16 protein-coding genes and 1 tRNA gene are annotated in these 20,966 nt (G+C 67.2%); 13 read left to right on the top strand and 4 right to left on the bottom strand.

All coding sequences use genetic code 11. The features are described from left to right. Window positions 1-32: 32 nt before the first annotated feature. The 5 genes from lysS (at window position 33) to ALI44B_RS13045 (ending at window position 6,262) form a co-directional block, all read left to right on the top strand. Window positions 33-1,622: a lysine--tRNA ligase gene (gene lysS / locus ALI44B_RS13035; RefSeq protein ID WP_077055032.1), complete on the top strand. Its 1,590-nt coding sequence runs from the start codon at window positions 33-35 to the stop codon at window positions 1,620-1,622. 16 nt (window positions 1,623-1,638) lie between these two features. Further along, window positions 1,639-1,785, top strand: a complete 147-nt coding sequence (locus ALI44B_RS16205; RefSeq protein WP_179100270.1) for a hypothetical protein — start codon at window positions 1,639-1,641, stop codon at window positions 1,783-1,785. 38 nt (window positions 1,786-1,823) lie between these two features. After that, a complete protein-coding gene (locus ALI44B_RS16210; protein WP_179100271.1) occupies window positions 1,824-2,000 on the top strand; it encodes a hypothetical protein in 177 nt (58 codons plus the stop codon). 144 nt (window positions 2,001-2,144) lie between these two features. Beyond that, window positions 2,145-3,608 carry a cardiolipin synthase gene (gene cls / locus ALI44B_RS13040; protein ID WP_077055033.1) on the top strand — a complete coding sequence of 488 codons (1,464 nt, stop codon included), beginning with the start codon at window positions 2,145-2,147 and terminating at the stop codon, window positions 3,606-3,608. Window positions 3,609-3,733: 125 nt separating this feature from the next. Then, window positions 3,734-6,262, top strand: coding sequence for an ATP-dependent Clp protease ATP-binding subunit (locus ALI44B_RS13045; RefSeq protein ID WP_077055606.1), 2,529 nt, complete (start codon window positions 3,734-3,736; stop codon window positions 6,260-6,262). 110 nt (window positions 6,263-6,372) lie between these two features. Here ALI44B_RS13045 and ALI44B_RS16215 read toward each other — a convergent pair whose 3' ends face one another. Then, window positions 6,373-6,546 (bottom strand): hypothetical protein, encoded by a 174-nt coding sequence (locus tag ALI44B_RS16215; protein ID WP_179100272.1) that lies wholly within the window; start codon window positions 6,544-6,546, stop codon window positions 6,373-6,375. Window positions 6,547-6,714: 168 nt separating this feature from the next. Between ALI44B_RS16215 and ALI44B_RS13050 the strand changes: the two genes are divergently transcribed. The 3 genes from ALI44B_RS13050 (at window position 6,715) to ALI44B_RS13080 (ending at window position 13,428) form a co-directional block, all read left to right on the top strand. Then, the gene (locus tag ALI44B_RS13050; RefSeq protein WP_077055034.1) at window positions 6,715-7,239 is read left to right on the top strand and encodes an amino-acid N-acetyltransferase; all 525 of its coding nucleotides are present in this window, start codon (window positions 6,715-6,717) and stop codon (window positions 7,237-7,239) included. Between the two features lie 315 nt (window positions 7,240-7,554). Further along, window positions 7,555-12,594, top strand: coding sequence for an ExeM/NucH family extracellular endonuclease (locus ALI44B_RS15635; protein ID WP_083710014.1), 5,040 nt, complete (start codon window positions 7,555-7,557; stop codon window positions 12,592-12,594). A gap of 141 nt (window positions 12,595-12,735) precedes the next feature. Then, complete coding sequence (locus tag ALI44B_RS13080; RefSeq protein ID WP_077055035.1) at window positions 12,736-13,428, top strand: hypothetical protein; 693 nt, start codon at window positions 12,736-12,738, stop codon at window positions 13,426-13,428. Window positions 13,429-13,469: 41 nt separating this feature from the next. Here the strand turns inward: ALI44B_RS13080 and ALI44B_RS13085 are convergent, their stop codons facing one another. After that, complete coding sequence (locus tag ALI44B_RS13085; RefSeq protein WP_077055036.1) at window positions 13,470-13,817, bottom strand: hypothetical protein; 348 nt, start codon at window positions 13,815-13,817, stop codon at window positions 13,470-13,472. A 177-nt stretch (window positions 13,818-13,994) separates the two neighbouring features. Here ALI44B_RS13085 and ALI44B_RS13090 point away from each other — a divergent pair, with 177 nt between their 5' ends. Continuing rightward, on the top strand, window positions 13,995-14,426 hold the full coding sequence (locus ALI44B_RS13090; RefSeq protein ID WP_077055037.1) for an SseB family protein: 432 nt from the start codon (window positions 13,995-13,997) through the stop codon (window positions 14,424-14,426). A gap of 72 nt (window positions 14,427-14,498) precedes the next feature. On the opposite strand, the gene radA is transcribed toward ALI44B_RS13090, so the two are convergent. Next, complete coding sequence (gene radA / locus ALI44B_RS13095; protein ID WP_077055038.1) at window positions 14,499-15,854, bottom strand: DNA repair protein RadA; 1,356 nt, start codon at window positions 15,852-15,854, stop codon at window positions 14,499-14,501. Between the two features lie 95 nt (window positions 15,855-15,949). Here radA and ALI44B_RS13100 point away from each other — a divergent pair. Both ALI44B_RS13100 and ALI44B_RS13105 read left to right on the top strand, forming a co-directional pair. Next, a tRNA-Ser gene (locus ALI44B_RS13100) sits at window positions 15,950-16,039 on the top strand. A 304-nt stretch (window positions 16,040-16,343) separates the two neighbouring features. Next, window positions 16,344-18,173, top strand: coding sequence for a PA0049 C-terminal domain-containing protein (locus ALI44B_RS13105; RefSeq protein WP_077055039.1), 1,830 nt, complete (start codon window positions 16,344-16,346; stop codon window positions 18,171-18,173). 80 nt (window positions 18,174-18,253) lie between these two features. On the opposite strand, the gene ALI44B_RS13110 is transcribed toward ALI44B_RS13105, so the two are convergent. Next, entirely contained in the window at window positions 18,254-19,612 is a 1,359-nt protein-coding gene (locus tag ALI44B_RS13110; protein WP_143459259.1) for a M23 family metallopeptidase, read from the bottom strand. Between the two features lie 165 nt (window positions 19,613-19,777). Between ALI44B_RS13110 and ALI44B_RS16220 the strand changes: the two genes are divergently transcribed. Beyond that, window positions 19,778-19,933 carry a hypothetical protein gene (locus tag ALI44B_RS16220; protein ID WP_179100273.1) on the top strand — a complete coding sequence of 52 codons (156 nt, stop codon included), beginning with the start codon at window positions 19,778-19,780 and terminating at the stop codon, window positions 19,931-19,933. A gap of 79 nt (window positions 19,934-20,012) precedes the next feature. Next, on the top strand, window positions 20,013-20,915 hold the full coding sequence (locus ALI44B_RS13115; protein WP_077055040.1) for a hypothetical protein: 903 nt from the start codon (window positions 20,013-20,015) through the stop codon (window positions 20,913-20,915). The last annotated feature ends 51 nt before the right edge of the window (window positions 20,916-20,966 follow it).

Consider the following 20,966-nt stretch of genomic DNA (forward strand, 5'->3'; position numbering starts at 1 on the left):
CTGTGGTGACCCCACAAGGAGACGCTTCCGCAATGAGTGACGACCGCCACGACGCCCCCCGCACCACCGCCCAGGCCGACGCCGCCGCATCCGACCCGTCGACCGCTGCCGCGACCGCCGCTGCCGACGACAACGGCTTCACGGCCGAAGAGGTCAGCGAGCAGAAGGCCGTGCGCCTGCAGAAGCGTGAGCGCCTCATTCGTGAGCGAGCGGATGCCGCGGGTGGCGCTTATCCCGTGCAGCTGCCCATCACCACCACCATCCCTGCGGTCCGCGCCAAGTTCGGCCACCTCGAGGCCGACGCCACGACGGGTGTCACGGTCGGACTCGCCGGGCGTCTCGTGCACCTGCGCAACACGGGCAAGCTGTGCTTCGCGTCGCTGCAATCGGGCGATGGCAGCCGCATCCAGGCCATGGTCTCTCTCGCCAACGTGGGCGAAGAATCGCTGGCCGCCTGGAAGGAACTCGTCGACCTGGGCGACCACGTCTTCGTCACGGGCGAGGTCATCTCGAGCCGCCGCGGCGAGCTGTCGATCATGGTCAGCGACTGGGCCATCGCCTCGAAGGCCCTGCTGCCGCTGCCCAACCTGCACAACGAGCTGAGCGAAGAATCGCGCGTGCGCAGCCGCTACCTCGACCTCATCGTGCGCGACCAGGCCCGCCAGACCGTGCGCGCCCGCGCCAAGGCCGTCGCCTCGCTGCGCGCCACGTTCGATGCGCACGACTTCCTCGAGGTCGAGACGCCCATGCTGCAGACCATCCACGGTGGTGCCGCGGCCCGCCCGTTCTCCACGCACTCCAACGCCTTCGACACCGAGCTCTTCCTGCGCATCGCGCCCGAGCTGTTCCTCAAGCGGGCCGTGGTCGGCGGCATCGACCGCGTGTTCGAGATCAACCGCAACTTCCGCAACGAGGGCGCCGACTCCACGCACAGCCCCGAGTTCGCCATGCTCGAGGCCTACCAGGCCTACGGCGACTACAACCAGATCGCCGACCTCACGCAGGAGCTCATCCAGAACGCGGCGCACGCGGTCTCGGGTTCGCACGTGGTCACGTGGGCCGACGGCACCGAATTCGACCTGGGTGGCGAATGGGATCGCCTGTCGATGTACGAGTCGCTGTCCGAGGCATCCGGTCGCACCATCACGCCGCAGACACCGCTCGACGAGCTCAAGGCCCTGGCCGACGAGGTCGAGCTCGAGGTGGGCGTGCCCACGCACGGCAAATACGTCGAAGAGTTGTGGGAGCACTTCGTGAAGGGCTCGCTCGAGCGCCCCACGTTCGTCATGGACTTCCCGCTCGACACCTCGCCCCTCGTGCGCGAGCACCGCTCGATTCCTGGTGTCGTCGAGAAGTGGGACCTCTACATTCGCGGCTTCGAGCTGGCCACGGGCTACTCCGAGCTCGTCGACCCCGTCATCCAGCGAGAGCGCTTCGTCGAGCAGGCGAAGCTCGGCGCGAAGGGCGATGTCGAGGCCATGCGCCTCGACGAAGAATTCCTGCGTGCGCTCGAACACGGCATGCCCCCGTCGGGTGGCATGGGCATGGGCATCGACCGCCTCATGATGGCGATCACGGGCCTCGGTATTCGCGAAACCATCCTGTTCCCCCTGGTCAAGTAGGCGAAGGAGCCTCAGCATGAGCTATCTGCCGAAGAACGAAACCGAGCCGGGCGACCCCAAGAAGCCCACCAACGCGCGCGTCATGATCTGGATCGTGGTGGGCGGCATCGGCCTCTACCTGATCGTCACGGGCGTCTACGGTGGCCTGACCGGCGGCAGCTAGGCGCGCGTCCCCGCCACAGGGCGTATCCTTGAGGAGTCATGGATAACTTCTGGGTCGCAGCCATCTGGTCACTCACCCCCACGGTCCTCGTGGGCGGGGTGTTCTGGTTCCTGATGCGCGCAATCATCCGCTCCGACCGCAACGAGCGCAAGGCGTATGCCGAGATCGAGGCCGAAGAGCGCGTGCGCCTGGGCCTGCCGCCCGCCGGCAAGTAACCGCCGCGGCTCGCCTGTCCGCGCTGCTCCGCACCCGCGTGTCGCGCGGTATGGCGGCCCAGAGACAGCGGGCAAAGCATCCGTGCATTGTGTGCACGCTAGGCTAAGGCCGCAAACGGGCCGAGTCGAGCGTGAGGAGAGCCGGTGACCACATACGGCTTCACGGGCTGGTTCGGCGTCGCGCTGCTCATCCTCGACCTGGCGGTCCGCGTTCTCGCGGTTGTCATCGTGCCGCGCAACCGCCGCCCGACCGCCGGCATGGCGTGGCTACTCGCGATCTTCCTCATCCCACTGGTCGGCATCGTCGTCTTCCTGCTCATCGGAAACCCGAAGCTGCCTCGCAAACGCCGGCGCAAACAGGATGACATCAACGTCTACATCCGGCAGACGACCCGCGACCTCGTGCGGGCCAACCTCACCGATGAATCGCCGCCGTGGTTCGCGAGCGTCGTCGCCCTGAACCGCCGTCTCGGCTCCATGCCCCTGCAGGGCGGCAATGACGCCACGCTCATCGCGGACTATCAGGCCTCCCTCGACGCCATGACCGAAGAGGTGGGCCGGGCCACGCGCTTCGTGCACGTCGAGTTCTACATCCTCACGTGCGACCAGACCACCTACCCGCTGTTCGACGCCCTCGAGGCGGCCGTCAAGCGTGGCGTCACGGTGCGCGTGCTGCTCGACCACTTCGCCAGCTTCCGCACGCGCGACTACAAGAAGACGCTGCGGCGCCTCACCGAGATGGGCGCCGACTGGCACCTGATGCTGCCCCTGCAGCCGCTCAAGGGCAAGTTCCAGCGCCCCGACCTGCGCAACCACCGCAAGCTGCTCATCGTCGACGGTGCCGTCGGCTACATGGGGTCGCAGAACGTGATCGACCGCAGCTACAACAAGTCCAGCAACATCAAGCGCGGCCTGCAGTGGCAGGAACTGGTCACGCGCATCGAAGGCCCGACGGTCGCGGCCCTCAACGCCGTCTTCCTGAGCGACTGGTACTCCGAAACCGACCAGATCCTCACCAACGAGACGGGCATCCTGGATGCCGCCACCAACGCCGGCGACCTCGAACTGCAGGTGGTGCCCTCCGGCCCCGGTTTCGACGGTGAGAACAACCTGCGCCTTTTCCTCGCGCTCATCTACAACGCGCAGCACCAGATCAACATCACGAGCCCCTACTTCGTGCCCGACGAGGCCATGCTCTACGCCGTGACGACGGCCGTGCAACGCGGCGTGCCGGTCAACCTGTTCGTCTCCGAGATCGGCGACCAGGCCCTCGTCTACCACGCGCAGCGCTCCTACTACGAAGAGCTGCTGCGCGCGGGCGTTCGCATCTGGATGTACCCGGCGCCCTACATCCTGCACGCTAAGCACTTCACCATCGACGACGAGATCGCCGTCATCGGCTCGAGCAACATGGACATGCGTTCCTTCGGCCTCAACATGGAGGTCTCGCTCATGGTGCGCGGCGCGGACTTCGTCGACGAGATGCGCCAGGTCGAAGAGCACTACCGCAGCGTCAGCCGCGAACTCACGCTCGACGAGTGGCTCACCCAGCCGCTCCGCTCCACCATCCTCGACAACATCGCCCGCCTCACCTCCTCGCTGCAATAGCCAGCCGAGGGCCCCGGATGCCGGGGGTCACGCCCACGGCGAACAGCGGACTTTTTGGCAGATTCCGCGGTTACTCTCTTTGTATCGGAAGCCACCTCCCTGTCTGGCCTTCCCAAGGAGTGAACATGTTCGAGAGATTCACCGACAGAGCTCGGCGCGTTGTCGTTTTGGCCCAAGAAGAGGCCAAGATGCTCAACCACAATTACATTGGCACAGAGCACATCCTGCTCGGCCTCATCCACGAGGGTGAGGGCGTTGCAGCGAAGGCGCTCGAGTCGCTGAACATCTCGCTCGACGCCGTGCGCGAGCAGGTGCAAGACATCATCGGCCAGGGGCAGCAGCAGCCCACCGGCCACATCCCCTTCACGCCGCGGGCGAAGAAGGTCCTCGAGCTGTCCCTGCGCGAAGCACTGCAGCTCGGCCACAACTACATCGGCACCGAGCACATCCTGCTCGGCCTCATCCGCGAGGGTGAAGGCGTTGCCGCCCAGGTTCTGGTGAAGCTCGGCGCCGACCTCAACCGCGTGCGCCAGCAGGTCATCCAGTTGCTCTCGGGTTACCAGGGCAAAGAGACGGCTGCCGTCGGCGGTGCCCCCGCCGAGCAGCAGGCTCAGGGTGGTTCGCAGATCCTCGACCAGTTCGGGCGCAACCTGACGCAGGCCGCACGCGACTCCAAGCTCGACCCCGTGATCGGGCGCGAGAAGGAGATCGAGCGCGTCATGCAGATCCTGTCGCGCCGCTCGAAGAACAACCCCGTCCTCATCGGTGAACCCGGTGTGGGAAAGACGGCCGTCGTCGAGGGCCTCGCCCAGGCGATCGTCAAGGGCGATGTTCCCGAGACGCTGAAGGACAAGCAGCTCTACTCGCTCGACCTCGGCTCGCTCATCGCGGGCAGCCGTTACCGCGGCGACTTCGAGGAGCGCCTGAAAAAGGTCACCAAGGAGATCCGCACGCGCGGCGACATCATCGTCTTCATCGACGAGATCCACACCCTCGTGGGTGCGGGTGCCGCCGAGGGTGCGATCGACGCGGCCTCCATCCTCAAGCCGCTCCTGGCCCGAGGTGAGCTGCAGACCATCGGCGCCACCACGCTCGACGAGTACCGCAAGCACTTCGAGAAGGATGCCGCGCTCGAGCGCCGTTTCCAGTCGATCCAGGTCGCCGAGCCGTCGCTCCCGCACTCGATCAACATCTTGAAGGGTCTGCGCGACCGCTACGAGGCTCACCACAAGGTGTCCATCACGGACGGTGCGATCGTGGCCGCCGCCAACCTGGCCGACCGCTACATCAGCGACCGGTTCCTGCCCGACAAGGCCATCGACCTGATCGACGAGGCCGGCGCCCGCCTGCGTCTGTCGATCCTGTCGAGCCCGCCCGAGCTGCGCGAATTCGACGAGAAGATCGCCAAGGTGCGCGAGGCCAAGGAAGCCGCCATCGAAGACCAGGACTTCGAGAAGGCCGCGTCGCTGCGCGACGAGGAGAAGAACCTCCTCGGCGAGCGTCTGCGCCTCGAGAAGCAGTGGCGTTCGGGCGAGGTCAAGACCACCGCGACGGTCGACGAAGGTCTGATCGCCGAGGTTCTGGCCCAGGCCACCGGCATCCCCGTGTTCAAGCTCACCGAGGAAGAATCCTCGCGACTCGTCTTCATGGAGAAGGCCCTGCACCAGCGCGTCATCGGTCAGGAGGAGGCCATCTCGGCCCTCTCGAAGACCATCCGACGCACGCGTGCCGGCCTGAAGGACCCGAAGCGTCCGAGCGGTTCGTTCATCTTCGCCGGCCCCACGGGTGTCGGAAAGACCGAGCTCGCCAAGGCGCTCGCCGAGTTCCTGTTCGACGACGAGGGCGCGATGATCTCGCTCGACATGTCCGAATACGGCGAGAAGCACACCGTTTCGCGTCTGTTCGGTGCCCCTCCCGGGTTCGTCGGGTTCGAAGAGGGCGGCCAGCTCACCGAGAAGGTGCGCCGCAAGCCGTTCAGCGTCGTGCTGTTCGACGAGATCGAGAAGGCCCACCCCGACATCTTCAACTCGCTGTTGCAGATTCTCGAAGAGGGCCGCCTGACCGATGGTCAGGGTCGTGTCGTCGACTTCAAGAACACCGTCATCATCATGACCACGAACCTCGGTTCGAAGGGCATCGCTGGCGGGCCGGTCGGCTTCCAGGTCGAGGGCGACTCCTCCACCGGGTACGACATCATGCGCGGCAAGGTCAACGAAGAGCTGAAGAAGCACTTCAAGCCCGAGTTCCTCAACCGTGTCGATGACACGATCGTGTTCCCGCAGCTCTCGAAGCCCGAGTTGCTGCAGATCGTCGATCTGTTCATCAAGCGTCTGGGCGAGCGCATGCTCGACCGCGACATGACCGTCGAACTCACGCTGCCCGCCAAGGAACGCCTGATCGAGGTCGGCTTCGACCCGTCGCTCGGTGCCCGTCCGCTGCGTCGTGCCATCCAGCACGAGGTCGAGGACTCGCTGTCCGAGAAGATCCTGCACGGCGAGCTCGGTGCCGGCGACCACGTCCACGTCGACTTCATCGATGGCAAGTTCGTGTTCACGACGAGCCAGCGCGAAGGCTACGCGTCGACCAACGTCAACGCCGGCGCAGCGCTCGGCACGGGGGCATCCACCCCCGACCTCGCGATCACCAGCGAATAGTCGACACGGTCGGCATCCGTGCTGACTGCCCGTAACGCCGAATGCGGCGACCGAACCTCAGGGTTCGTGTCGCCGCATTCGGCGTTTGAGCAAAGGTTCGATCGCCGGGCCTACTTGTCCTCGAGGCCGTTCAGGTCGGGGTCGGCGTCGCGGTCGGCCGCATCGCGTTTGGCCGGGGCATCCTGCTCGCCGGCGGGCTGGTCTGCCACGAGGTCGGTGTCCTGGGGGATCGAGAAGTCGGAGTAGGGGTCGTTTTCGGTGGGCTTGTCGTGTGCATCGCTCATGCGGCAACGGTACGCCCGGGCTCGCGCTGCCGCCACCGGTTGCGCGCGGCCCCGACCTCGGTGCGCAACCCCGAATTGCGTGGGCGAGCCGGGTCTAGGCTGGAAGACGGCCACCGGCGCACGAGGAGTGCACCACGGTGACGCCGGCGAGGCGGATGGAGGCGGCAGATGACGGAACAGGCAGTGCGCACCGAGTACACGGTGCGACGGGCGCGCACGAGCGATGTGCCGAAGATCCAGGCGCTCATCGAGCCCCTCGTGCAGGAGCGCATCCTGCTCGGCAAGGAGCGCGTCGTCTTCTACGAGGCCGTGCAAGAGTTCCGCGTGGCCGAGACGCCCGACGGCGAGCTGATCGGATGCGGCGCGCTGCATGTCATGTGGGAGGACCTCGGCGAGGTGCGCACGTTGGCCGTCTCGCAGAAGCACCTGCGCGCGGGCGTGGGCGGAGCCATCCTGGCCCGGCTCGAGGAGGACGCGCTCGAGCTCGGCGTGACCCGCCTGTTCTGCCTCACCTTCGAGGTGCCGTTCTTCGAGCGGCACGGCTTCCTGCCCATCGGCGAGACAGTCGTCGACCCTGAGGTCTACTACGAACTCATTCGCTCTCGGGATGAGGGTGTGGCCGAGTTCCTCGACCTGGCCCGGGTGAAGCCCAACACGCTCGGCAACACGCGGATGATGAAGACCATCGTCTGAGGTTCGCGGACGCTGACGGCATCCGATCTCGGCTTTCGCTGTTGCGATGCGGGGACTCATCCGTCTGCCGATTTCGGGCGGAGCATCCGCTCTCTGCTCTTTAGTGGCACCTCTAGCGCGTGTCGCTGCTCATCTGTTGCAGCCCCGTTGGAGTGTCACCCGTTGGGGTTACTTTTTTACCAACTGTTCATCTGTCAGACGCAGAGCGGTTATGGCGGCTTCCTAGCCTGACTAGGTCGCCGCCCGAGTTGGGTGCGCGATGGCGCGCACCCTCGACTCGCGTGCTCACCCGTCGCATCATCCCCAGGGAGACCCATGTCCGAGCCCCAACGCCGAGGAAGACTCCTCGCGTTCGCGACCCTCATCGGCCTCGCCGCCGCACCACTGTCGGTGCTTCCGGCGCAGGCCGCCCCAGACGGAACGGGGGTGGTGATCAACGAGGCCTACCTCAGTGGTGGCAGCCGCGGCGCCGCGTTCACCAACAAGTTCGTCGAGCTCTACAACCCGACCGACGCGCCCATCGACATCAGCGGCTGGTCGCTGCAGTACCGCAAGGCCACCGGCACCGAGGCCGACAGCTTCGGCGGCGTGACGCCCCTCACAGGCTCGATCGCTCCGAAGGGCTACTACCTCGTCTCGGGCAACAGCAACAGCACGACGGCCCCTGTCGGCGCAGCGCTCCCCACTCCGGATGTCGTGGGCACCATCGCCCCGAGCGGCACGACGGGCACCCTCGCCCTCGTCAAGAGCACCACCCCGGCCACCGCCCCCGCTGGCGACACCTCGGCCAACCCGCTGTTCGCCGACGTTCTCGGCTACGGCGCCTCGCAGACGTTCGAGAAGGCCGTCGCCACGGCCCCCGCCAGCAACACCGACGTCAAGTCGCTGGGCCGCACGGGCTTCGCCGACAGCGACGACAACGCCGCCGACTTCACCCTCTCGGCCACCATCACGCCGACGAACGCCGCCGGCGAGACCGCTGCACCGACGCCGACCGACCCGGCACCCACTCCCACGCCGACGGTCGCACCCACCGGCACGCCTACGCCGACCCCCACCGAGACCCCGGCTCCCGGCACGCCCGCCGAACTCACGGCCATCAAGGACATCCAGGGCACCACCGACGCCAGCCCCCTCGTGGGCAAGCGCGTCGCGGCGCGCGGTGTCGTCACGGCCGCCTACTCCGACGGCGGCTTCAGCGGCTACTACATCCAGACGCCCGCAACAGGCGGCAAGCTCGACCTGACGAAGCACCTCGCCTCAGAGGGCCTTTTCGTCTACTCGCCGTCGACCGTCGCCTCCGTCACCATCGGTGACTACGTCGAGGTCACGGGCGCCGTCTCCGAGTACTTCGGCCTGACGCAGGTCACGGTTGCCGCGGCATCCGACCTGAAGCAGCTCGACAAGGCCGGTGTCGTTGCCCCGACGCCCGCCGAGGTCGCCTACCCCGCCACCGATGCCCAGCGCGAGGTGCTCGAGGGCATGATCATCAAACCGCAGGGTGCCTACACGGTCACCGACAACTACACCGCCAACCAGTACGCCGAGATCGGCCTCATGGTCGGCACGACGCCCGCGATCAACCCGACGGTGCTCGGCAAGCCGGGTTCCGCCGCCTACGACGCCGAGGTGGCCCGCACCAAGGCCGGCCTCGTCAAGCTCGACGACGCGTCCACGATCAACTTCCTGCCGCGCGACGATCAGCCGCAGATCGGCGAGAGCATCCCGCTGCCCTACCTGTCGACCACCAACCCGGTGCGCGTCGGTGCGGCCGTGACGTTCACGAAGCCCGTCATCCTCGACTACCGCAACAGCTCGTGGAAGTTCCAGCCCACATCGCAGCTGACCGACGCCAACGCGGCGACCGTCCAGCCCGTCACGCTCGCCAACACGCGCGAGGCCGCTCCCCGCAACGTCGGTGGCAACGTGCGCCTCGGCACGTTCAACGTGCTGAACTACTTCTCGACCACGGGTGACGAGGTCGCCGGCTGCACCTTCTACAAGGACCGCGCCGACAAGCCCGTCACCGTCAACGGTGGCTGCAACGTGCGCGGCGCCGCCAACGACGCCAACCTCGAGCGTCAGCAGGCCAAGATCGTCGCGGCCATCAACGGCCTCGGCGCCGACGTGATCTCGCTCGAAGAGATCGAGAACTCCGCGGCAGCAGCCGGCAAGCCCCGTGACGAGGCGCTCGGCGTTCTCGTGGCGGCGCTCAACAAGGCAGCCGGCTCGGATGTCTGGGCGTTCGTCCCGTCGCCCGCCAAGCTCCCCGCCAAGGAAGACGTCATCCGCACGGCCTTCATCTACAAGAAGGCCGTCATCGAGACGGTCGGCGAATCGACCATCCTGACCGATTCGGCCAACTTCTCAAACGCTCGCCAGCCCAACGCCCAGGCCTTCAAGCCCGTCGGCGACCCGGCATCCAGCACCTTCGTCGTCATCGCCAACCACTTCAAGTCGAAGAGCACGTCCGACGCCGCCACGGGTGACAACGCCAACACGGGTCAGGGCGCCTTCACGGGTGACCGCACCCGACAGGCCACCGACCTCGTCGCCTTCGCCGAGAAGATGAAGACGCAGGCCGGCACCAAGAAGGTCTTCCTCGTCGGCGACTTCAACGCGTACGCGGCCGAAGACCCGATCGACGTCATCAAGAAGGCCGGCTACATCAGCCAGGAAGCCAAGACGGGCGAATACACCTACGCCTTCGGCGGTGCCGTCGGCTCGCTCGACCACGTGTTCGCCTCGCCCGAGGCCGACCAGACCGTGACGGGTGCGGATGTCTGGAACATCAACTCCGTCGAGTCGGTCGCCCTCGAGTACTCGCGCTTCAACTACAACGCGAAGAACCTGTACGACGCCTCGCCGTTCCGCTCGAGCGACCACGACCCGGTCGTCGTCGGCATCAACACGGGAACGTCGACCACCACGAGCATCAACCTGCTGAACATCAACGACTTCCACGGACGCATCGACGAGAACACCGTCAAGTTCGCCGGAACCGTCGAGGGTGCCAAGTTCGGTTTCGGCGACAGCCGCTCGCTGTTCCTCTCGGCCGGTGACAACATCGGTGCCTCGCTGTTCGCCTCGGCGGTCGACAAAGACCAGCCCACCATCGATGTGCTGAACGCTCTGGGCCTCGCAGCCTCGGCCGTCGGCAACCACGAGTTCGACGGCGGCTTCGCCGACCTGACCGATCGCGTGATCGACGGTGGCAAGAACGCCGCCTGGCCCTACCTCGGCGCCAACGTCTACAAGAAGGGCACCACCACCCCGGCGCTCGACGAGTACACGGTCATCGACGTAGACGGCGTGAAGGTCGGTGTCGTCGGTGTCGTCACCGAAGAGACCGCAACGCTCGTCTCGCCCGGTGGCATCGCCGACCTCACGTTCGGTGACCCCGTCGAGGCCGTCAACCGCGTGGCTGCCCAGCTGAGCGACGGCAACGCCGCCAACGGCGAAGCGGATGTCATCGTCGCCGAGTACCACGAGGGTGCCGGCGCCGGCACGCCCGAGAAGGCCACGCTCGAGCAGGAGGTCGCCGCCGGCGGCGCCTTCGCCGACATCGTCACGAAGACGAGCCCCGAGGTCGACGCCATCTTCACGGGCCACACGCACAAGCAGTACGTGTGGGACGCGGCTGTCCCCGGCAAGCCCGGCAAGACCCGCGCCATCGTTCAGACCGGCAACTACGGCGAGAACATCGGCCAGATCACGCTCGACGTCGTCAAGGCGACCGGTGAGGTGACCGCGCACACGGCGAAGAACATCGCCCGCGTGACCACCTCCGACGCCGCCCTCGTCGCCGCCTACCCGCGCGTGGCCGAGGTCAAGAAGATCGTCGACGCGGCCCTCGCGGCCGCCAAGGAGATCGGCGAACAGCCCATCGGTTCGATCACGGCCGACATCACCCGCGCCTTCGCGGGTGGCAAGACCGACGACCGCGCCTCGGAGTCCGCCCTCGGCAACTTCGTCGCCGACTCGCTCGTGTCGTCGCTGTCCTCCGCCGAACGCGGCGGCGCCGAGATCGGCATCGTCAACCCGGGTGGCCTGCGTGCTGACCTGATCTACGGCACCGACGGCGTCATCACCTATGCCGAGGCCAACGCGGTGCTGCCGTTCGTGAACAACCTCTGGACCACGTCGCTCACGGGCGCGCAGTTCAAGACCGTGCTCGAGCAGCAGTGGCAGACGAACGCCGACGGCACCGTGCCGAGCCGGCCGTTCCTCAACCTCGGGCTGTCGAAGAACGTGACCTACACCTACGACGCCTCGCGCGCCGCCGGTGACCGGGTCACGAGCATCTCGGTGAACGGCGCGGCCATCGACCCCGCCAAGAGCTACCGGATCGGCTCCTTCAGCTTCCTGCTGCAGGGTGGCGACAACTTCCGCGAGTTCGGCAACGGCACCAACACGCGCGACTCGGGTCTCGTCGACCGCGACGCGTGGATCAGCTACCTGAGCGCCAACAAGGGTGCGTCCCCGTCGTTCGACCGCCGCGCGGTCGCCGTCACGGGTGTTCCCACCGCGGCCGTCGAGCCGGGCTCCACCGTGACCTTCGAGGTCTCGAAGCTCGACCTGACGTCGCTCGGCGCCCCGGTCAACACCCAGCTGGCCGTCTCGGTCGGCGACACCGCCGTGGCGACCGTCCCGGTCACCGCCGGTGCGGCAACCGTCACCTTCACGGTGCCGGCTAACGCCTCGGGTGCCCAGACGATCACGCTGACCGCCGCCGAGAGCAAGACCGTCGTGCGGGTGCCCCTCCAGGTCACCGGGGCCACGGTTCCCGGCGAGCCGACCACGCCGCCGGTTCCCGCCGGTGTCGACGCGCTGATCGACGCGCTCAAGGACCTCATCACCACGGTGAAGGAGTTCCTGGCCGGCAAGACGATCGTCATCAACGTCGGCAGCGACTGGATCGGCAAGTGGGTCTCGGTCTGGCTGTACTCCGAGCCCGTCCTGATCAGCGACGGCTGGACGCAGGTCGACGCCGACGGCAACGTCACGGTGACGGTTCCCGCGGGCACCGAACCCGGTGCGCACCGCATCGCCGTGCAGGACGCATCCGGCGCGGTCATCGGCTGGACCGATGTGACGGTACTCGCCCCGACCCCCGGCACCGACCCCGGTGTCGACCCGGGCCAGAACCCCGGAACGGGTGCCGGTAACGGCACCGGAGCCGGCACGGGTACGGGCGCGGGCACGGGTGGAACGGGTGCGGGTAACGGCACCGGTTCGCTCAGCAACACGGGTGGCGAGCTGACCCAGGGCCTGCTGGCCGGTCTGCTTCTGCTGCTCGCCGGCGGTGGCGTCTTCGCCGCCGCTCGCCTGCGCCGCATGCGCCAGAACGGCTGAGGCGACGTCATAGGCTCCGGCGGGGTTTCCCACCGGCATAGCTGAACATATAACTGAACACACGCATCGGAGGGCCGTCGATCTGGCGACCCTCCGATGTCGTGTTCGGGGGCAGCCTGACCGCGTCGTTACGATTCACGTATGACTTCCTCCGAGCGCCCCGGCGGGGCCACGAACGACCGGCTGCCGGCATCCGTCTACCGTCGGCGCCGTCTGTTCGTCCTGCTCGGAGTCCTGGCGATCATCGGCATCATCGCGCTCGTGATCTGGAAGCCCGGCTCGAGTTCGGGGCGTTCCACCGACGTCACGGCCGCGACATCCACGCCCGTTCCGAGCGCGGCCGCGACAGGCCCTGCTGGTTCAGACGGAGCTGCCGAGGATACGACGACCCCGACGCCCACCCCCGCCGAGACGGGCGTGAACGAGGACGGCACGTGCAAGCCATCCGGCGTGAAGGTCGAAGCGCTCACGGATGCCTCGACCTACGCCGCCGGCGTCAACCCGCAGCTCTCGCTGTCGGTCACGAACACGGGCACGCAGCCGTGTCGCCTGAACGTGGGCACGTCGCAGCAGGTCTTCACGATCACCAGCGGCAGCGATCAGTATTGGACGTCGACGGACTGCCAGAAGGATCCCGCCGACGCCGAGGTCGACCTCGAGCCCGGCAAGACGGTCACGTCGAGTACCCCCATCACGTGGGACCGCACGCGCTCATCGGCCGACTCGTGCGACGGCGAACGCGATCAGGCGCCCGCCGGGGGAGCGTCCTACCACCTGAAGACCTCGGTGGCTGGCGTCGAGAGTGCGACGTCGAAGCAGTTCATCCTGAACTAGCTGGGCGCGCTGCGGCGACTCGCGGCGCCCGCACCCGCGCGTTAGAACTCGTCGGAGTACTGAACCGGAAGCGCTTCTTCGGGCTTCACCGGAACGGCTGTGGTCGACCAGTTGCTGATGCGGCCACGGATGTCGCTCAGGGCCGTTTCGACGGCTTCGTCGTTCGCCGAATCGTCGTCGATGTCGAGTTCAACGGGAATGGCGACGAGCTCGCTGGATGCGTCGAGCGTCATCTTCGCCTCGACGCGCTTGCCGGTCTCGGTGTATGCCGGCACGGTCACCGCTTCCGAGTGTGCCGCGCGACCGATCGACGTGACGAGGTCGAGCAGGGCATCGGAGATGGCGTCCGTGGTGACAAAGGTCTTGGACGCATAGGTGATTTCTTGCATCCCTGAATTCTGTCCGGCCGCGCGTTTTTCGCATAGGCGTTGCCGATTTATGCCGCGCGCGGTATGCGTTATCGGGTTGTTCGTTGGCGAAGCAGCGAGGGAGCGTCGATCCGTCCGCCGATTCAGCCCTCAGCGAGGTCGGATGTCGCGACGCCCGCTCTTTGGCAGAATGCTGTCATGGCCAAGAAACCTTCCGTGTCGTTCCGTTCCGATCTGCTCGCCGAGGCGCTCGAAAAGCAGGACATGGCTCAGGTCGCTCTGGCGCTGCGCAACGACCGCTTGGTGGTCCCGCTGTCGAAGCCGGCGCCCCGCGACAAGCCCACCGCTCCCGGTGAGGTGTGGATGTACCGCCGCCCCGAGGATGGTCGTCTCGCGTTGCTCGTCTTCTCCGACGCCAAGAACAAGCCGGAGGCGTTGCCTCCGTTCGTCGCGGCGCAGGACGGCGCGTGGCTGCACGAGTTCCTGCGGGTGCACGGCGACGAGATCGAGACGGTGTTCTTCGATATCGCGGGTCCGCACCCGATGCAGGCGCACCCAGCCGAGTTGCTGCGCGTCCTCGACCTCGATGGCGGTTCCCCGCCGCTCGACCCGGGAGTCGTCGCGCCGTAAAGAACCGCCCACATCGACCGCGGCGCGCAGCCGGCAGCCCGCTGCGAGAGGCCTGCCGGGCGCTGAGCGCCGCTAGAAGGCGGCGTCGAGTTCTCGCTCCCGCGGCGTGGATGCGGCGCTCTGAGCCAACCTCAGGGCCTCACGCAACGTGGATGCCTCGGCATCGATGATGGTCTTGTAGCCGAGGCGCTGCGCCTCTGAGCGTCGCTGTCGCGCCCCGTTGACCGGCCGCACCTCGCCCGCCAGGCTGATCTCACCGAACGTGGCGACGTCGTGGGGGATGGCGAGATCTTTCACAGCCGATGCCACGGCGATGGCGATCGCAAGATCGGCTCCGGGCTCGGCCAGCCGCACGCCGCCGACCGTCGACACATAGACGTCTTTATCGGCCAGCTTCACCCCGGCGCGCCGCTCGAGCACGGCGAGCAGCATGGCGAGACGCGAACCATCTACCCCGTTAGTGACGCGACGCGGGTTGGGCGTTGAACTCGGCGCCACGAGCGCCTGAACTTCAACGGGCAGGGGTCGCTTGCCCTCGAGCGCGATGGCCACGGCCGTGCCCGACACGGCGAGCCCCCGGCTGAGGAACAGGCTGCTGGGGTCGGGGACCTCTTCGATGCCATCGCCCGTCATCTCGAAGCATCCGACCTCGTCTGTGGGCCCGAAGCGGTTCTTGAGCGCGCGCACGAAGCGCAGGGATGTCTGCCGATCGCCCTCGAAGTGGCACACCACGTCGACCAGGTGTTCGAGCAGGCGCGGCCCCGCCACGGTGCCGTCTTTGGTGACATGCCCGACGATGAGCACGGGCAAGTTGCGCTCCTTGGCGACACGGATGAGGGTGGCCGCCACTTCGCGCACCTGCGCCGGCTGCCCGGCGAGCCCGTCGCTCATCGACGACGACACCGTCTGCACGGAGTCGACGATCAGCAGGCTCGGCTCGACCGCGTCGACCTGGCCCAGGATCGTGGCCAGATCGGTCTCGGCGGCCAAAAACAGGTTGGGGGTGAGCGCCCCGGTGCGGCTGGCGCGCAAACGCACCTGGCCCACCGATTCTTCGGCGCTCACGTAGAGCACCCGAGCTCCCTGGGCCGCACGCGCGGCCACCTCGAGCAGCAGGGTCGACTTGCCGACGCCCGGCTCACCCGACAGCAGAATGGCAGCGCCGGGCACGATGCCGCCGCCCAGCACCCGGTCGAACTCGCCGATGCCACTCGCCCAGCGCAGAAACTCGGTTTCGGGCAGATCGGTGATGGGGCGCGCGCTGCGGGCATCGCTGACGCGCACGGGCGCTAGTCGGGCGAGCTGGCCGATGTCGTTGGTGCTCTCGACCACGGTGCCCCACGCCTGGCATTGACCGCACCGACCGACCCACTTGATCGTCTTCCAGCCACACTCGGTGCAGGTGAATTGGGAGCTGGGTTTGGTCATACGAGGAGCCTAACCGGCACCACCGACAACGGGCGGATGCCGCCATCCCCGCCTCGATTCGCGCTCGACCGCCTCGGTCAACTACACTCTTTCTCGGTGGCGTGTCCGAGCGGCCTAAGGAGCACGCCTCGAAAGCGTGTGAACGTGAAAGCGTTCCGTGGGTTCAAATCCCACCGCCACCGCCACGAGCCCCTGACTCTTTCGAGAGTCAGGGGCTTTTTGCATGCGTGGGCGCGTCGGGGGTCTCGCTGGAGTCGTCGCGGTAAATCGGTGGAAGCGAACGCGGTTGAGCAAATTGGAACTCTGATATATTGCGCGGGACAGAGCTTCCTGTCCTCCCGTCCTTGTGGCGGGCCCAGCCTCCGGAGGAACCCCGTGCCATCACCCGCTTTTCTCGCCCGCACACGTCGGCGAGGCATCCCATCAAGATCTTCGCAACGGTTCGCGCGCACGAGCTGGGCGCCCGCGGCGATAGCCTCAGCTTCCCTCGTGTGTGGACTGGTCTTCTCCCTGGCAACGCCCGCGGTCGCTGCGGGTTCCGCTTCGCCCGATTCCACAGCACCGAACGTCGAAGAGGCACGGCTGAACAACGCCGTGGCGGGATCGACGGAACCGACATCCCGCCAATTCATACAGTCGAGCGGACTCGTGACACCCGTCACCGAACTGGACGAGCGTTTGAAGACCGCGTCGTCGACCCAGGCACCCCAGATCGTGGCCGATGCCGGGGCGGCGCTCTGGACTCGTGCGGTCGCCGGAGCGCAGGGTAAGAATCCCGAGGCGAGCGGTGACAGGTATGACGACCGCGGGCTCTATTGGGCGCGCTTGGCGGCCCGGATGTCCGTGAAGAACTGGGTTGCCGCCGACTCGGCCCGTGCCCAGCACCTGGAGAGTCTCCTGCAGTCACTCGAGCGATCCTCGCGAGGTTTCGCCGACGTTGCGCACTCCGAAGATGCGGGCACCCGGCGCATCCTCACAACGGGGTTCGACCCATTCCTGCTCGACGATGTCGGCCAACGCTCGAACCCCTCCGGCTCGGCCGCGCTCGTTCTCGACGGAACCACGATCGACACGCCTACCGGTCCCGCCGTCGTCCAGGCCGTCGTCCTGCCCGTCACCTACTCCGCCTTCGACGCCGGCATCGTCGAGGACGTCTACGGCCCCGGCCTGCGCTACGGCGCGCGCAGCACCGACATGCTCGTCACCATCAGCCAGGGGCGCCCCGACGGCTTCGACATCGAACGTTTCGCGGGGGTCTGGCGCGGGGGGAACCCGGACAATCTCCGTCAAGGATCAGCCGAGGGCTATCGTCAGGAGGCGCCGGCAGCGCCCGCCGCTCTCGGGTGGCCTCAGCCCGAGCCGTCCCCTCAGTTCATCGAGACGACGCTGCCGTGGCAGGCGATCGTTGCTGCAACGACCGGGCCGGCTCCCGTTCGTTTTAACGAGCAGATCTGTATTGCGCCGACGGGACTTCGTGAACCCGCGCAAACGCAGTGCGGCGCGGCTGCCGGGATCGATCCTTCCTGGTTTGCCGTGCACGGCGGCGGCGGCGACTACCTCTCGAACGAAAGCATGTACCGTGCCAACCGGCTGCGCGTTCAGATGGGCCGCGCCGACGTAGCAGGCGGCCACCTGCACACGAAGTCACTGGACTATGCGTCGATCCCCGCCGGACAGGTCACTTCGGGCGCGTTCGAGTCCGCCCGGGCCGCGGTGGTCGATCAGACGGTTGCCATCTTCGGAGCGGCAGCCCAGGCGTTGCGTCGCCCGGCGGAGGCCCGAGCCACGGCCACTCCGACCGAGGCGGACCGAGGTGGTGTCGTGTCGATCGACATAACGGGCCTCATTCCGCGAGAGCCGTTCCGCTTCGAGCCTCCCGTAGGCCCCGCGCAGGACCTCCTCGCTGATGACGAGGGATCGGTAACATCGACCTGGACCGTGCCGCAGGAGGCCGCGGCTGGCACCCAGAACCTGCTTTTTGCGCGCCAGGACGGTTCGAACTTCTCGGCGACGGTTCATCTGCGCGGGGGAGAAACGCCGCCCACAGCTACGCCGAGTCCCACAGCTACGCCGAGTCCCACAGCTACGCCGAGTCCCACGGCGACGCCGATCCAGGCTCCGACGCAGGCTGCATCAGCCGCGCCAGCGGCGGGCCCGAAGCGCGACTCGGCTGGAAACCGCTCGTCGGCCGAAAGCACGCTAGCCCAGTCCGGTGCGTCGGATGTCCGCGTACCGCTCGCGGTTGCGGTCACCGCGTCCCTGCTCGGCCTCGCGCTGGCAGTCCGACGCCGACGCTCACGTACCGCTGCTCGTCGGTAGGGACGACGCTCCCTCAAGCGCAGAGGAGGGGGTTCTCGTCACAGCGAGAACCCCCTCCTCTGGTGATCATTGGTGCCAGGTTAGACGACGACCCCGCGGGCGCGCAGGTAGGTGGCCGGGTTCGTGGGCGACCCACCGATCTGCACCTTCAGGTCGAGGTGGCAACCGGTGGCGACGCCCGTGCGACCGATGGACGCGATGGCTTGACCGCCCGATACCTGTTGACCGACGCTGACGCGAGTAGAACCACCCAGGATGTGTCCGTAGACCGTCTCGACCCCGCCACCGTGGTTGATGATGACGCGGTTTCCGAACGCACCGGCGTTGCCGACGAACGTCACTCGGCCGCCGGCCGTGGCCTTGATGGTGGAGCCGCAGCCGCCGCCGAAGTCGATGCCGTAGTGGAACGACGTGGAGCAACCGGTGCCGCCGCACAGGATCTGGCGGGGGCCGTACCACGACGTGATGCCGCCCGCAGCGGGACGCCACCAGCCCTGGGCTGATGGGGAGAAGAAGGTTCCGGTGCCGCTTCCGACTCCGCCACCCGGTGCGGGGGCGGGAGCAGCGCCGCCGCCTCCACCGCCGCCGCCGCCACCGGCGTTGGCCTGGGCGGCTGCCGCTGCTGCGGCGGCGCGGCGGGCCTCGGCGGCGCGAGCGGCTGCCTCGGCGGCGGCGCGGGCTGCTGCTTCTGCGGCAGCCTTACGGGCTGCAACGCCGTCTTGGTAGCCCTTCTCGACCTCGGCCGTAGTGCCCTTCAGGCTCGCGAGCTGCTCGGTGAGTCGGTCTTCGTTCTGTTCCTGCTCGGTCAGCGCGTCTTGCGCCGCCGATGCGGCGTCATTCGCCGCTTGGAGCTTGGTTTCCGCGTCGGCGCGGAGGGCTTCGAGCTCGGTGGCCGCAACCTTCGCCTGGTCGGTCAGCGCCGTGACCTGGTTGGCGTCCTTCTTAGCGTTCTCGAGCACGTCGGCGCTGCGGCTCGTCAGCTGGGAGAGGGCGCCGAGCTTGTAGAGGGTCTGGTCGGCGTTCTTGGCATCGACGAAGATGCCGGCGCTCGAGTCACCGTTGTTCATGCGGCCCAGGCGGGCGAAGAGCGACCCTGCCTGCTTCTGCGATGCGGCGGCCTTCTCGGTGGCGGCGGCGAGCTGCGTCTCGAGCGTGGCCTGGGCCTCCTCGGCGGCCGTGGCCTTATCGAGTGCCTCTTGATAGGCATTGGCCGCGACGACGGCCGCGGACTGCGCCTCGGCGACGCGGGTCGAGAGTTGGTCGATGAGGCCGTTGATCTTGTCGATCTCCGCCGCTTTCGAGGTTTCGTTCTGGCGCGCTTTCTGCACGTCGTCCCAGCTCGGGTAGTCGTCGGCGAATGCCGGTGACGCGATCCCCATCGAACTGAAGACGAGTGCGAATGCTGCGATCGCCACGACGGCACGCCTGCGTAGACTCATCAAATAATCCCTAACCTTCGAGCTTTCGTTTAATCTTCACATGCCAAGGGGTGGTCTGTCGCATTTGTCGGGCGCGCCGTTCGAGCCTCACCACACGACAAGAGGTGCGTGCAACCCCCGTGGCGGCGTTTTGCGCGAGTCCTCGAGGGGTGAATAGTGGAGGCCATGCCTCTTCTCATTGCACTCATCGTCATCGGAATCATCCTGCTCATCGTCGGCGGTGTCGTCGCCACGTTGAAGTTCCTGATCTGGCTGGGTCTCGCGCTCGTGCTCATCGGCGCGATCATCTGGCTGCTGCGCTACATCCGCAGCCGCGCCTGAATTTTCCGGGATCTCTGTCCCCGACGGCCCTCGACCTCTGCGTCGGGGGCCGTTTCGTATGCGCCCGTAAACTGGCGACATGACGACACCTCCGCCCCTCGGTCTGCTGCTCGACGTCGACGGCCCGATCGCCAGCCCTGTCACACGCACCATGGCCGTTCCGAGCATTGCCACCGATCTGGTGGCCTTGGCCAACGCGGGGGTGCCCGTCGCTTTCAACACGGGGCGATCGGATGCTTTCATCCGCGACGTCGTCGTGCCCGAGCTGCGGCTTGCCGGCCTCGCCGAGACCGCGCGGGTATATGCGATCTGCGAGAAGGGCGCCGTGTGGTTCCGCATTCCGGCGGCCACCGAGCACATCGCCGAGGAGGACATCTTCGTCGACGCATCCCTCGCGCTCGACGAGGATTATTCGCGCGAGATCGAGCAGCTGGTGGCCGACCGATTTGCCGACAGCATGTTCTTCGACCGCACGAAGCGAGCCATGGTGTCGGTCGAGCAGCATGTCGGCGTGGAATCGGCCGACTATCTGGCGGTCCAGCCCGTCTTCGACGAAGAGGCCATGCAGCGTTTGTCGGCTCGCGGCATCGGCGTCTTGCGCAACGACGATCACCGACCGGATGCCGAGGGCCTCGTCACGGTGAGGGTGGACCCGACGATCATCTCGACCGATATCGAGTCGGTGCGGGTGGGCAAAGACCTGGGCGCGGCGCGTCTGGTCGAATTGCTCGAGCAGGATGGCGTGACGATGCCGGTTTCGTGGCGCACCATGGGCGACTCGCGCAGCGACTACGCGATGGCCGACTGGCTGCATGAGCACGGCCACGACGTCGCTCACATCGACGTGCGCCCGGCCGACGGCGTGCCCGAGAAGACCTACCCGATCTACCACCACGATTCGCTCATCCACGACGAGGCGGGCGCGGTTTTCCTCACGAAGTGGGTGGCCCTGGTGCAGGGTGAGGACATCCGCGACGCCTGACCGTTTCGCCGTCACGTCAGCGCTGCACGGTTCCGTCAGCGTTGCGCGGTT

Source organism: Leifsonia sp. ALI-44-B, from assembly GCF_001984125.1.
GTDB lineage: Bacteria > Actinomycetota > Actinomycetes > Actinomycetales > Microbacteriaceae > Okibacterium.

Coding starts and splice junctions, on each gene's coding strand:
- lysS (WP_077055032.1), top strand. CDS start 33: ATGAGTGACGACCGCCACGACGCCCCCCGCACCACCGCCCAGGCCGAC.
- ALI44B_RS16205 (WP_179100270.1), top strand. CDS start 1,639: ATGAGCTATCTGCCGAAGAACGAAACCGAGCCGGGCGACCCCAAGAAG.
- ALI44B_RS13115 (WP_077055040.1), top strand. CDS start 20,013: ATGACGACACCTCCGCCCCTCGGTCTGCTGCTCGACGTCGACGGCCCG.
- ALI44B_RS13045 (WP_077055606.1), top strand. CDS start 3,734: ATGTTCGAGAGATTCACCGACAGAGCTCGGCGCGTTGTCGTTTTGGCC.
- ALI44B_RS13080 (WP_077055035.1), top strand. CDS start 12,736: ATGACTTCCTCCGAGCGCCCCGGCGGGGCCACGAACGACCGGCTGCCG.
- ALI44B_RS13110 (WP_143459259.1), bottom strand. CDS start 19,612: ATGAGTCTACGCAGGCGTGCCGTCGTGGCGATCGCAGCATTCGCACTC.
- ALI44B_RS13085 (WP_077055036.1), bottom strand. CDS start 13,817: ATGCAAGAAATCACCTATGCGTCCAAGACCTTTGTCACCACGGACGCC.
- ALI44B_RS13090 (WP_077055037.1), top strand. CDS start 13,995: ATGGCCAAGAAACCTTCCGTGTCGTTCCGTTCCGATCTGCTCGCCGAG.
- ALI44B_RS16215 (WP_179100272.1), bottom strand. CDS start 6,546: ATGAGCGATGCACACGACAAGCCCACCGAAAACGACCCCTACTCCGAC.
- ALI44B_RS16220 (WP_179100273.1), top strand. CDS start 19,778: ATGCCTCTTCTCATTGCACTCATCGTCATCGGAATCATCCTGCTCATC.
- ALI44B_RS16210 (WP_179100271.1), top strand. CDS start 1,824: ATGGATAACTTCTGGGTCGCAGCCATCTGGTCACTCACCCCCACGGTC.
- ALI44B_RS13050 (WP_077055034.1), top strand. CDS start 6,715: ATGACGGAACAGGCAGTGCGCACCGAGTACACGGTGCGACGGGCGCGC.
- radA (WP_077055038.1), bottom strand. CDS start 15,854: ATGACCAAACCCAGCTCCCAATTCACCTGCACCGAGTGTGGCTGGAAG.
- ALI44B_RS15635 (WP_083710014.1), top strand. CDS start 7,555: ATGTCCGAGCCCCAACGCCGAGGAAGACTCCTCGCGTTCGCGACCCTC.